At 68.0% G+C, this 12022-nt stretch carries 9 protein-coding genes; 2 read left to right on the top strand and 7 right to left on the bottom strand.

The window, feature by feature from the left end; genetic code table 11:
* Window positions 1–118: 118 nt before the first annotated feature.
* The 5 genes from N5D20_RS18135 to N5D20_RS18155 are packed head-to-tail and all read right to left on the bottom strand — an operon-like array spanning window position 119 to window position 4389.
* Window positions 119–553, bottom strand: a complete 435-nt coding sequence (locus N5D20_RS18135) for a hotdog fold thioesterase (RefSeq protein ID WP_010487227.1) — start codon at window positions 551–553, stop codon at window positions 119–121.
* A gap of 10 nt (window positions 554–563) precedes the next feature.
* A complete protein-coding gene (locus N5D20_RS18140) occupies window positions 564–2615 on the bottom strand; it encodes a phospholipase D family protein (RefSeq protein ID WP_197578546.1) in 2052 nt (683 codons plus the stop codon).
* Window positions 2612–3229: a YceI family protein gene (locus N5D20_RS18145; protein ID WP_043400783.1), complete on the bottom strand. Its 618-nt coding sequence runs from the start codon at window positions 3227–3229 to the stop codon at window positions 2612–2614. Before N5D20_RS18145 ends, N5D20_RS18140 begins: the two co-directional genes overlap by 4 nt.
* A 4-nt stretch (window positions 3230–3233) precedes the next feature.
* Complete coding sequence (locus tag N5D20_RS18150) at window positions 3234–3710, bottom strand: histidine phosphatase family protein (protein WP_005407539.1); 477 nt, start codon at window positions 3708–3710, stop codon at window positions 3234–3236.
* Window positions 3711–3759: 49 nt separating this feature from the next.
* Window positions 3760–4389 carry a ParA family protein gene (locus N5D20_RS18155; protein ID WP_010487235.1) on the bottom strand — a complete coding sequence of 210 codons (630 nt, stop codon included), beginning with the start codon at window positions 4387–4389 and terminating at the stop codon, window positions 3760–3762.
* Window positions 4390–4512: 123 nt separating this feature from the next.
* On the opposite strand from N5D20_RS18155, the gene N5D20_RS18160 reads away from it, so the two are divergent.
* Entirely contained in the window at window positions 4513–5997 is a 1485-nt protein-coding gene (locus tag N5D20_RS18160; RefSeq protein WP_010487236.1) for an AAA family ATPase, read from the top strand.
* 575 nt (window positions 5998–6572) lie between these two features.
* Here the strand turns inward: N5D20_RS18160 and N5D20_RS18165 are convergent.
* Entirely contained in the window at window positions 6573–7208 is a 636-nt protein-coding gene (locus N5D20_RS18165; RefSeq protein WP_049435383.1) for a tetratricopeptide repeat protein, read from the bottom strand.
* Between the two features lie 169 nt (window positions 7209–7377).
* Here N5D20_RS18165 and N5D20_RS18170 point away from each other — a divergent pair, with 169 nt between their 5' ends.
* Window positions 7378–11064, top strand: coding sequence for an indolepyruvate ferredoxin oxidoreductase family protein (locus N5D20_RS18170; RefSeq protein WP_197578545.1), 3687 nt, complete (start codon window positions 7378–7380; stop codon window positions 11062–11064).
* A gap of 73 nt (window positions 11065–11137) precedes the next feature.
* Here the strand turns inward: N5D20_RS18170 and N5D20_RS18175 are convergent, their stop codons facing one another.
* Window positions 11138–11752, bottom strand: coding sequence for a DUF938 domain-containing protein (locus N5D20_RS18175; RefSeq protein ID WP_019337590.1), 615 nt, complete (start codon window positions 11750–11752; stop codon window positions 11138–11140).
* Between the last annotated feature and the right edge of the window lie 270 nt (window positions 11753–12022).

Genomic DNA, 12022 nt, shown 5'->3' on the forward strand with positions numbered 1-12022 from the left:
GCGCACGATACCGGAGCGCCGCGGCAGCTGCCAGCCGATTTAGGCCATAACCGCCATTGACCGGGGCAATCGGCGGGGAACGCTGGGTTCTGCCGCCGTCAACACGCCCGACGGGGGCTCAACCGTGGCCGGCGGCCACCACCGCCAGGGTCAGCCGCGAGATGCACACCAGCCGGCCCTGCTCGTCTTCGATGCGGATTTCCCACAACTGGGTACTGCGGCCCACGTGCAGCGCGCGCGCGGTGCCGGTGACAGTCCCCGAGCGCACCGCACGCACATGGTTGGCGTTGATTTCCAGGCCCACGCAGATCTGCTTTGCGGTATCCACGCACAGGTTGCCGGCGCTGCTGCCGAGGGTCTCGGCCAGCACCACCGACGCACCGCCGTGCAGGATGCCGTAGGGCTGCCGGGTGCGCTCGTCCACCGGCATCGTGGCCTGCAGCCAGTCTTCGCCCGCGGCGCTGAAGACGATGCCCAGCGACTCGATCGCCGTGTTGCGGCTGAGCGCATTGAGCTGCTCGATGGAAACAGCTTCGCGGAACACCTGGGTCATGCGGGCACCTTCAGAGAATGGGAACGAGGCCGGCACCGAATGCGGTCAGCATGCGCACCAGCAGCCACTTCGGGCCGACGTTGACTTCGGGGAAGTCGCCGACGGCCACGTAGCAGCGATGGAAATCCGGGTCCTGCCGTGGCAGCGGCTGCGGGCAGTCCGGGCCGGGCTTGAACTCGTAGTCGGTGGCATAGCGCCACGGCCAGAAGTCGAGAATCGGCAGCGCTTCGGAGGCCTTGCCGACGCTGTAGTTCAGGCCCGACAGCACCGGCGGCTTGGCCCGCGGCGCCACCGTCCACGAGTTCTGCGGATGGGTATCGCGCAGGATGCTCTCGGCCAGCTGCTCGGCGAAGACCGGATCGTCGATGATCACCGCGCCTTCGGTGTTGTAGTTCTCGCTGCGCGGATCGAAGTTGTGGGTGCCGACCACGCCGATGCGGCGGTCGACCACCAGCGACTTGGCGTGCAGGCCCATGCGCGCACCCTTGCGGGTGACCGGCAGCGGCTTGTTGACCGCCTTGCTGCCCAGGAACGACGGCCGCGTCTCGGTACGCAGCAGGCGCGTTTCCACTTCGCTGCCGGCGGCACGGCGACGTTCGCGGGCGTTCTGGTAGGCGCTGCCGGTACGCGGATGGTTCACCGGCACCTGCCTGCGGGTTGTGGCCAGATCCCCATCGCTGCCACCGCCGGCATTGCTGCCAGCGGCGCTGCCGCCGATCAGCGGATTGCGTCCGCCGTCGTCGTCGCCCGCGGGCGCGGCGATCGGATCAGGCAGCAGGTTGCGGTAGTCGACCGGTGCATCCAGCGGGAACGGCTTGTATTCGAAGATGTTGAAGCCCAGTTCGCGCATGTTGCGCCGCTTGTACTTGTACGACAGCGCATACACGATCGGGTTGTCGGTGGCCGCCAGGCTGTTGCTCGACACCACCACGCGCGGCGGCTGCGGGCGCTTGCGCAGCTCGCGGAACAGCTTCTGCGCCGGCTTGGACAGCACCAGGTACGGCGTCTGCAGGATCACTTCCTTCTGCGCACCGGCAATGAGTGCATCCAGCTGTGGCTCGGTCACATGCTGGCCGGCCAGCGGGGCATCGGCTTTCTCGCGGCGGTGCTTGCGCGGCAGGTCGGCGACGTAGCGCACCGAGGCCACCGGCAGCGCGGTATCCACGAAGGAACGGGTGACGAAGTCCATGTCATTGGCTTCGGCGCTGACCCGCTGCACCCGCTCGGGGCGGCGGAAGGTGGCCGGTGGCAGCTCCGGCACGCCCTCGCGCAGCAGGGTGCGGCCCACGTCATTCAGGCGCTCGGCCGGCACGCTGCGGTGGGCGCGCCAGAAGGCATCGAAGTTGGCCGCCATCGCGCGCGCTTCCGGACCGGCGATCATGACGTCGCGGTCGCGGAAGTTGTACTCGCGGTCCCAGTCGTAATAGTCGTCCTGGTAGTTGCGGCCGCCGACCACGCCGATCGCATCGTCGATCACCAGCAGCTTGTTGTGCATGCGCTGGTTGAAGCGACGGAAGCAGCACAGCACGTTGCCGGCGTAGTCGAAGTAGTTCAGCCGGGCCTTGCCGAAGGTCGGGTTGTAGACCCGCAGCTGGAAGTTCTGGTGGGCACCGGACAACGCGCCGAGGATCTGCAGGTCGGAAATCGCCGAGAGCTGGTCGATCAGCACCCGCACCTTCACCCCGCGCCGCGACGCGGCCAGCAGTTCGTCGATGACCAACCGCGCGCTGTCGTCCTTGTCGAAGATGTAGGTCTGCAGGTCGATGCTGCGGGTGGCACTGCGCAGCAGGTTCAGGCGTGCCACCAGGGCGCCCTCCCCCTCGTCCAGCAGGGTGGCGTAGTGGCGCGGCTGCTCCGGGGTGGATTCGGTGAACGCCCGGCCGGCCAGCGCCCGCAGCGGCGAGTCCTGCGCGCAACGGTCGGCGCGCTGGCAATCGACCTGGGTCGAGCGCGCCTGCACGGCGATCGCTTCGGCGCGGTCGCGCTCGGCAGTGGACAGCGATGCACAACCGCTGCCCAGCAACACGCTTGCCAGCGCCAGTACACGCAGCAGGAGGTTCACGGTTTCGGCGCCTCGCTCAGGCGCGCTCGCAATACGAAGGTCACTCGGTCACTCAAGGCAAGCTGCCAGCTGTCCATTCCATACCGGCCTCGCTGCACGGTACCGCGGCTGACGACGTCGCAATCATAGCCGGGTCGGGCGCACTCCGCCTTCTCGACCTTCAGTGTCTCGGGATGGCTGATCCCGCGCAGGGTCAGCCGCCCGTTGATGTCGCCCCCGTCTTCCACGGTCTCCGGCCAGTACGGCAGCGAGTCGAACTCGACCACCGGGTGGCGGCCCGCGTCGAAGAACTCCTCGCCGCGCATCCAGCCGGTGTAGCGCGCCTTGCCGGGGATCTCGACCGAGCGCGTGAACATCTTCAGGTGCACCTGGTGGCGGCCATCGGAGAGGACCTCGATTCGACCTTCGAAGTGCGGGAACAGGCCTTCGATGCGCTGCCCGAAGCGGGTGCGCACCTCGAAACCGATCTGCGAGCGTTGGGTATCCAGGCGCAGGACCCGGTGCGCCTCGGCGACCACCGGCGGCAGGGGCGTTGGCGGTGGCGCGGCAGCCCAGGCCGCGCCGGAAACCAGCAGCACGGGCAGCAGAAAGCGGCTGCGCCGCGCCAGGCTCATTGGATCACGGCCACCAGAACGCGTTCAGGCTGGCCACGCCCGGCTCGATCGAGGCCTCGCGCGGGAACCCGAGCACGGCAATGCCAGCCGGCGGCATGCCGCGATAGTCGCTGCTGGTGCCTTCCGTCATCAACGCCACCAGGCGCTCCAGGCCGGGGTTATGGCCGACGATCAGCACCCGGTCGAGGTCACGGCGGTCGTCCACCAGCGCCGCGAGGGTGCCGGGGGTGGCCTCGTAGATACGGTCTTCCAGGCGCTTCTCGACGTAGCCGATGGTGCCGAGCACGGCTTCCAGGGTTTCCCGGGTGCGCCGCGCCGGTGAGCACAGCACGCAGTCCGGCAGCAGGTTGTTCTCCTTCAGCCACTTGCCGGCGGCTTCGGCTTCGGCGAGCCCCACCGGCGACAACGGCCGGTCGAGGTCGGCCTGGCCGGGGGTCGCCGGTTCGGCATGGGCATGGCGCAGCAGGATCAATTCACGCATCGCGGGTTTCCATGAAGAAGAGGATGCAGCAGAAAGAGTGACGCAGGCATCAAAGCTTGAGCCAGGACAGCAGCGGCTCCCAGTCGGCCTGGTGCTCGCGCACCTGGGCCGAGCGGTAGTCGAACAGGCTGCGGCCAAGGCCGGTCATGACCACGTAGCTCTGGCTGTCGCGCAGCTGCGCGACCACCGGGTACGGCCATTCGCCCAGCATCTGCAGCGCCTGCTGCGAGGTCTGGGTCCATGGCTTGGTACGGTTGAGCACCAGCCCCACCGGCAGCTTGCGGCTGTGCACGCGCGGGTTCTGGGCCAGGCTGTTGAGGAAGCCGACGATCGCTTCGATGTCCAGCGCCGAGGGCAGCACCGGTACCACCACCGCGTCGGCAGCGTCGAGGAAATGGGGAATATCGTCAGCCAGGGCACCGGCCGGCGCGTCGATGATGACGGTGTCGGTGCCATCGGGCAGCTTCTGCGCCCACTGCTTCTTCCGATACACATCGATCGGCAGCACCGCACTTTCCAGCCCGGCACGGCGTTGTGCCCAGCGGGTGCTGGAGCCCTGCGGGTCGGCATCGGCAATCACCGTGGCCTTGCCCTGCAATGCCGCGTACGCGGCCAGGTGGGTGGCGACGGTGGTCTTGCCCACCCCGCCCTTGGAACCGGCCACCAGGATCGTCTTCATGCCAGCCTCGCTTCCGGGTACGTGCCCCGAGCGTACACCGGCGATGGTGACGGGAGGTAGCGTCGTGCTGAACCAGCGGCCATCGCCTTTGCTATCGTGGCGCCCCCGAAGGATCGAACCGGCATGAGCGAACTGCAGGATCTGAGCGCGTTGATCCGCGCCAACACCCCACTGATCGTCATCGAGACCCAGGACGAGGGTCGCATCGTCGAGCTGTTCCGGCAGACGCTGATGCACGTATGGCGGGCGCTGCACCGCTGGTCGATCACCGAGGGCCTGCGCCGGATCGACCTGGACAGCGAAGACCCGCCGGTCGGGCCGCCCGACGCCAGCGCGGCCCTGCAGATGATCCGCCAGGCGGAGCAGCGCGGGGTCTACCTGCTGCTCGATTTCCACCCCTACCTGGGCTATGCCAGTCACCAGCGCGCCCTGCGCGACCTGATCCAGCGCCGCCACAGCGAGCCGCATGTGCTGGTGCTGATTGGTGCCAAGGTGGAGCTGCCGGCCGAGCTGGAAGCACTGGCGGTGCGCTTCAACCCGCGCCTGCCCGATGCCAACGCCCTGTTGAAGATGCTGCGCGAAGAGGCCGACGCCTATGCGCGTGAGCATGGCGGCCGCCGGGTTGAAGTCGACAGCGAGGCGGTGAAGAAGATCCTGAAGAACCTGCAGGGCCTGAGCCTGGTCGATGCCCGGCGCATCGCCCGCCAGCTGATCTACGCCGATGGCGCGCTGCGCGACGACGACCTGCCACAGCTGGCACGGCTGAAGTTCGAGCTGCTCAACCGTAGCGGCCACCTGTTCTTCGAGCACGACAGCGCGCGCTTCGGCGACGTGGCCGGCGCCAACCGGCTCAAGCGCTGGATCAACCAGCGCCGCGTGGCCTTCATTGCCGGTTCGGCCCCGGCCGGGCTGGACCCGCCGCGCGGCATGCTGCTGCTGGGCGTACAGGGCTGCGGCAAGTCGATGCTGGCCAAGGCCACCGCCGCCGGCTTCGGCGTACCACTGCTGCGCCTGGACGTGGGCGCGCTGTACAACAAGTACCACGGCGAGACCGAGGCCAACCTGCGCCAGGCGCTGGCCTCGGCCGAGCAGCTGGCGCCCTGCGTGCTGTGGATGGATGAGATCGAGAAGGGCCTGGCCAGCGGTGGCGAGGACGGCGGCGTGTCACGCCGCGTGCTCGGTTACCTGCTGACCTGGATGGCCGAGCGCAAGGCGCCGGTGTTCATCGTGGCCACTGCCAACCAGGTGCACGAGCTGCCTGCCGAACTGCTGCGCAAGGGCCGCTTCGACGAGATCTTCTTCGTCGACCTGCCCTCGCCTGACGTGCGCGTGGAACTGCTGCGGCTGCACCTGGGCCGGCGCCAGCTCAACGCCGACGACTTCGCACTACCCGCGCTGGCGGCGGCCGCCAATGGGTTCTCCGGCGCCGAGATCGAGCAGGCGATCGTCGCCGGCCTGTATGCGGCGCATGCCGAGGGCCGGCCGCTGGACACCGAGCTGCTGATGAACGAGATCCGTGCGACGCGGCCGCTGTCGGTGCTGATGGCCGAGCAGGTGGAGGCACTACGGGCGTGGGCGTCGGGGCGCACGGTTTCCGCGGACGATTGAGTTTCCAGCGAACGGCGCAGCCCCTCGTGGCGGCTGGTTGACCGTGAACATCAAAAGCCGCGCTTGGCCGGGCGGGATGGATTCGCGGGGGACGCCGTCAACCCGTCCATGGGGGCTTGGCCGCGGCATCCATGCCGCGGACACCCCCGCGAACCCACCCCGCCCGGCCTCTGACAATTTCCGGGTGCGTCCGCCACGGAAGAGAAAAAAGAAAAGCAGAAGCAAAGGCAAAAGCCGGTTGGTTGGCCGCCTTCTGTAGAGCCGAGCCCACGCTCGGCTGCTCTTCGATCAGATATCGAATAATCGATTCCGATGCACATTCATCCACGCATGGCGTGGATACCGTGTCGACCAAGGTCAACACCTACCCACAGCTGCGAAAATCTGTCGAAGGCGGGGCACTGTGGGTTTGCGGGGTGTGAGCCGCATGGATGCGGCGACCAAGCCCCCATGGATGGGTTTACGGCGTCCCCGCAAACCCACAGTGCCCCGCCATCCCGCAGGAAGCCCGCTGTTGCTTCGGCTCTGGCCGTTGCCTCTGCGGGTGCCGGGTGCAACCCGGCCGAACCCCTCCCTCAGGGCCAGGCAGGCGGCGCGGCAACCCACGCCTGCTGCACCTCGGCCAGCGACGCACGCTCGTCCTCCCGCCACTGCGGCAGCAGCTGCCCATAGTTGGCCGTGGTATTCCACTGCGTCGGCTCGGTGCGTACCGCAGCCGCATACCACTGCACCGCCTCCTGCTTCTGCCCCATGCGCCACAGCGCCAGCGCGTAGGTTGGTGGCACCCAGGTGGGCTTCGTACGGGCGTTGCTGGCCGATACCAGCCACTGTTCCAGCGCCGCCTCTGCCTTGCCCTGCCGGAGCAGGTCCCAGCCGTAGTTCCAGCGCACGCTGCGGCCACTGCTGCTTTGCGCCGGGGCCTCTTTCAGGGCTTCGCCGTACAGCTGCTCGGCCAGTTCACCGCGACCCTGCGCCCCGGCCACCGATGCCAGCTGTACCGTCGCCTCGACCGCGCGGCGGCCGCGTTCACGCAGCTTGACCAGCTGGGCCACCAGGTCATCGCCCTCGCCCTGCACCGCCACCATCGGCGTGGCCGCCGGGTCGTTGTCGAAGTAGAACTCCTGTGGTGCAGGCACGGCCGGCGCGGCCCATGCAGTAGCCACTCCCGAGGCCAGCAGCACGCTGGCCAGGATCTTTCCTGGAACTGACATCCCTTCTCCCCAGGCCGCAACTGCAGCCTCCCTCTCTCTTCCCGATCCTAACCCCAGCACCGCCACGGGCGCGAGTGCCGGGGCCTGCGCGGCCCCGCTGCTACAATTCGCGCCTTTCCCGCCGCGTGCCTGCACGCGGCCGGTGCCAGCCGATCCTACCGGGCCAGCCATGACCAGTACCGCGCAACTCACTTCGCCCTCTTCCGCCGACCTGCTCGACCGTGATTACACGCTCGACCACAAGTACACCCGCAACGAGGGGCGGATCTATCTGAGTGGCGTGCAGGCGCTGGTGCGGCTGCCGCTGATGCAGCGCCTGCGCGATGCCGCCGAAGGCATCGACAGCGCCGGCTTCGTCAGCGGCTATCGTGGCAGCCCGCTGGGTGGCTTCGATCTGGAGCTGTGGCGCGCGCGCAAGCATCTTGAGGCCGCCAAGGTGAAGTTCACCCCCGGCCTGAACGAGGACCTGGGCGCCACCATGGTGTGGGGCACGCAGCAGACCAACCTGTTCCCCGGCGCCAACGTGCAGGGCGTGTTCGGCATGTGGTACGGCAAGGGCCCGGGCGTGGACCGCTGCGGCGACGTGTTCAAGCATGCCAATGCTGCGGGCACCTCGCGCTACGGCGGCGTGCTGGCGCTGGCCGCCGATGACCATGCCTGCCGCAGTTCGACCCTGCCGCACGGCAGCGAAGACGAATTCGTCAGCGCGATGATGCCGGTGCTGAACCCGGCCGGCGTGCAGGACATCCTGGACATGGGCCTGCTAGGCTGGGCGATGAGCCGCTATACCGGGCGCTGGGTCGGCTTCAAGACGATTGCCGAGACGGTGGAATCGTCGGCCTCGGTGCAGGTCGATCCGACGGCACGCCGCATCGTGCTGCCGGAGGACTTCGAGATGCCGTCGGGCGGCCTCAACATCCGCTGGCCGGACCCGCCGCTGGACCAGGAAATGCGGCTGCACCGCTATGCGGTGAAGGCCGCACAGGCGTTCGCCCGCGCCAACGGCATCGACAAAGTGGTGATGGACGCGCCGCGCGCGCGGCTGGGCATCGTCACCACCGGCAAGAGCTACCTGGACGTGCTGCAGGCGCTGGAATACCTGGGCCTGGATGAAGCCGCATGCGCTGACATCGGCATCCGCGTGTACAAGGTCGGCATGACCTGGCCGCTGGAACCGCAGGGCATCGCGCGCTTCGCGCAGGGCCTGGAAGACATCATCGTGGTGGAGGAGAAGCGTGCCTTCATCGAGCGCCAGATGAAGGAACAGTTCTTCAACTGGCCGGCCAGCTGGGGCCAGCGCCCGTCCATCGTTGGCAAGTACGACGAGAGCGGCGAATGGATCCTGCCGTCCACCGGTGAACTGACGCCGGCCACCATCGCCGGCGTGATCGGCCGCCGCATCCAGAAGTTCTTCAACAACGAATCGATCGAGCAGCGCCTGCAGTGGATGCAGGAGAAGGAAGCCGAGCTTGCGTTGCCGCGCGCCAGCTTCCCGCGCGTGCCGCATTACTGCTCGGGCTGCCCGCACAACACCTCCACCCAGGTGCCGGAAGGCTCGCGTGCGCTGGCCGGCATCGGTTGCCATTACATGGTGACCTGGATGGACCGCAGCACCGATACCTTCACCCACATGGGTGGCGAAGGCGTGACCTGGGCCGGGCAGGCGCCGTTCACCGACACCCCGCACGTGTTCCAGAACCTGGGCGACGGTACCTACTTCCACAGCGGTTCGCTGGCGATCCGCCAGGCGGTCGCGGCCGGCGTCAACATCACCTACAAGATCCTCTACAACGACGCGGTGGCGATGACCGGCGGCCAGCCGGTGGACGGCCCGCTGAGCGTGCCCGACATCGCCAAGCAAATGCGTGCCGAAGGCATCCACACCATCGTGGTGCTGTCGGACAACATCGGCAAGTGGACCGGCCAGCGCGAGCACTTCCCCAGCGATGTCGAGTTCCACGACCGCAGCGAACTGGACGAAGTGCAGAAGCGCCTGCGCGAAGTGAAGGGTGTTTCGATCCTGATCTACGAACAGACCTGCGCCACCGAGAAGCGCCGCCGCCGCAAGCGCGGCAAGCTGGAAGACCCACAGAAGCGGGTGATGATCAATTCGCTGGTCTGCGAAGGCTGCGGCGACTGCGGCAAGAAGAGCTTCTGCGTGTCGGTGCTGCCGAAGGAAACCGAGTTCGGCCGCAAGCGCGAGATCGACCAGTCCAACTGCAACAAGGACTATTCCTGCGTGAATGGTTTCTGCCCGAGCTTCGTCACCGTGCACGGTGGCCAGCCGCGCAAGGGCAGCAAGCGCGATGCCTCCACGCTGCTGGACAACCTGCCTGCACCGACCATCCGCGGCACGCTCGAACAGCCCTGGAACATCCTGATCACCGGCGTGGGCGGTACCGGCGTGGTGACCATCGGCGCGCTGCTGGGCATGGCCGGCCACCTGGAAGGCAAGGGCGCGACCGTGCTCGACCAGACCGGCCTGGCGCAGAAGGGTGGCGCGGTGACCACGCACATCCGCATTGCCCGCCGCCCGGACGACATCCACGCCGTGCGCATCGCCGCCGGTGAGGCCGACCTGGTGCTGGGCTGCGACATGGTGGTGGTCAACGACTACTGGGCCCTGTCGAAGGTGCGTGCCGGCCGTTCGCAGGTGGTGCTGAACACCTACGAAGCGATGCCCGGCACCTTCACCACCCGCCCGGACATGCAGTTCCCCGCCGCCGACATCGTGGCCGGTGTGCGCGTGGCGCTGGGTGGCGAGGAACCGCTGCTGCTCGATGCCACCCAGCTGGCCACCGCGCTGCTCGGCGATGCCATCGCCGCCAACCTGTTCATCCTCGGCTACGCATGGCAGCAGGGCCTGGTGCCGCTGTCGTTCGCATCGCTGATGCGCGCCATCGAACTCAATGGCGCCGCCGTGGCGATGAACCAGCAGGCGTTTGCCTGGGGCCGCCTGGCGGCGGTCGATCCGCAGGCCGTGCAGCAGGCTGCCGGCCTGGTGCGCAACCGCCACACCGATACCGAATCCACCCCGGGCCCGCTGCACCCGCTGCCGCCGGGCGAGTGGGAAGGCAACGAGTGGGGCGCCACCGCGGCACCGCGCAACACCGGCGACGAACGCGAACTGCGCGGCCTGCCCTCGCATGGTGGCGACGTGGCGTTCCTGCCGCTGGACGACGCGCGCCTGTCGCGCTCGCTGGATGAAATGATCGAGCGCCGTGCCGCCTTCCTTGTCGAGTACCAGGATGCCGCCTACGCCAACCGCTACCGTGATCTGGTGGCGCGCGTGCGCGCCACCGAGGCCGACCGCATCGGCGGTTCCACCGCGCTGACCGAGACCGTGGCCCGCTACCTGTTCAAGCTTATGGCGTACAAGGACGAGTACGAAGTGGCCCGCCTGTACACCAGCGGCGACTTCCAGCGCCGCCTGCAGCAGCAGTTCGAGGGCGACTACCAGCTGCGCTTCCACCTTGCGCCGCCGCTGTTCGCGAAGAAGGACGAGCAGGGCCGGCTGCTGAAGAAGGAATACGGCCCGTGGATGTTCAAGGCCTTCGGCCTGCTGGCGAAGCTGAAGTTCCTGCGCGGCGGGCGCCTTGATGTGTTCGGCCGCACCGAGGAACGCCGCATGGAACGCAAGCTGATCGGTGACTACGAGGCCACCGTGCAGCTGCTGCTGGATGGCCTGGATGATGACCGCCTCGCGCTGGCGGTCGAGATCGCCAGCGTGCCCGAGCACATCCGCGGCTACGGCCACGTCAAGGAAGCGCATTTCGCGCAGGCCAAGGCACGCGAAGCCGCCCTGCTGGCGCAGTGGCGCAATCCGAAGGCACTGCACATCGTGCAGGTGGCCTGATGGTAGTGCCGGCCGCTGGCCGGCATTCATCCCGGCAGTCGGTTGCCGGCCAACGGCCGGCACTACCGGCGGTTTACCCCAACCGCCACAGCAGCAGGCGGTTGTTGGCCGGCATCGCCACATCCCCCAGGCGGGTGAAGCCATTGTCGGCCGCCAGCGCCTGCACCGCTTCGCTATCGCGGATGCCGCTGCGCGGATCACGTGCCTTCAGCCAGGCATCGAACTGCGCATTGCTGTCACTGGTGTAGCGACCGCCGTAGTTGAACGGGCCATACACTGCCAGCAGCGCACCATGACGCAGCACCGGTGGCAGCGCGGCGAACAACGCCTGCACGTGGTCCCAGCCCATGATGTGCAGCGTGTTGGCGCTGAACGCCGCATCGAACGTGCTGCCTTCGGGCAGCGTCAGGCCCGGCGCAGGCGGCAGTTCCACCTGCAATGCCACCGGCGGCAGCAGGTTCAGCAGCGCGGCCTCCGCACGCCAGGCCTCGATACCGGGCAGATGGTCCGGATGATCGCTGGGCTGCCAGCGCAGCCACGGCCAGCGCTCGGCAAAGAAGGCCGCGTGCTGTCCCGTACCGCTGCCGATTTCCAGCACCCGATGGCGGTCGCCCATCCACGGGTCGAGTGCCGTGGCGATCGGTTCGCGGTTGCGCTCGCAGGCTTCTGAATACGGCTTGCTCGACATCAGGGACGGTGTCCAGGCGGGGTCGGCCCCATTGTGCACGAGGGGGTGTCTGCAGGGCTTGCAGCCCTGCACCCGCAGGAGCCGGATCCAGAGCAACGTCAAAAGCTGGCATTCCGTGGGTTGGCGGGGGGGCCCGGTTGCGGGGGTCGCTGCAAGTACGTCCATGTAAGCTCGGTCGCCGCATCCATGCGGCTCACGCCCCCTCAACCGGACCCGCCCCGCCTTCGACAGACTTCCGCGATCTGTCGGAACGGCGTACAGCCTTGGTGG

It is taken from the genome of Stenotrophomonas sp. GD03877 (genome assembly GCF_029840555.1).
Lineage (GTDB): Bacteria > Pseudomonadota > Gammaproteobacteria > Xanthomonadales > Xanthomonadaceae > Stenotrophomonas > Stenotrophomonas geniculata.

Bases quoted from the DNA above. Each gene is read 5' to 3' on its own strand.
- N5D20_RS18155 (WP_010487235.1), bottom strand. From the start codon at position 4,389: ATGAAGACGATCCTGGTGGCCGGTTCCAAGGGCGGGGTGGGCAAGACC.
- N5D20_RS18145 (WP_043400783.1), bottom strand. From the start codon at position 3,229: ATGAGCCTGGCGCGGCGCAGCCGCTTTCTGCTGCCCGTGCTGCTGGTT.
- N5D20_RS18165 (WP_049435383.1), bottom strand. From the start codon at position 7,208: ATGTCAGTTCCAGGAAAGATCCTGGCCAGCGTGCTGCTGGCCTCGGGA.
- N5D20_RS18175 (WP_019337590.1), bottom strand. From the start codon at position 11,752: ATGTCGAGCAAGCCGTATTCAGAAGCCTGCGAGCGCAACCGCGAACCG.
- N5D20_RS18170 (WP_197578545.1), top strand. From the start codon at position 7,378: ATGACCAGTACCGCGCAACTCACTTCGCCCTCTTCCGCCGACCTGCTC.
- N5D20_RS18160 (WP_010487236.1), top strand. From the start codon at position 4,513: ATGAGCGAACTGCAGGATCTGAGCGCGTTGATCCGCGCCAACACCCCA.
- N5D20_RS18135 (WP_010487227.1), bottom strand. From the start codon at position 553: ATGACCCAGGTGTTCCGCGAAGCTGTTTCCATCGAGCAGCTCAATGCG.
- N5D20_RS18150 (WP_005407539.1), bottom strand. From the start codon at position 3,710: ATGCGTGAATTGATCCTGCTGCGCCATGCCCATGCCGAACCGGCGACC.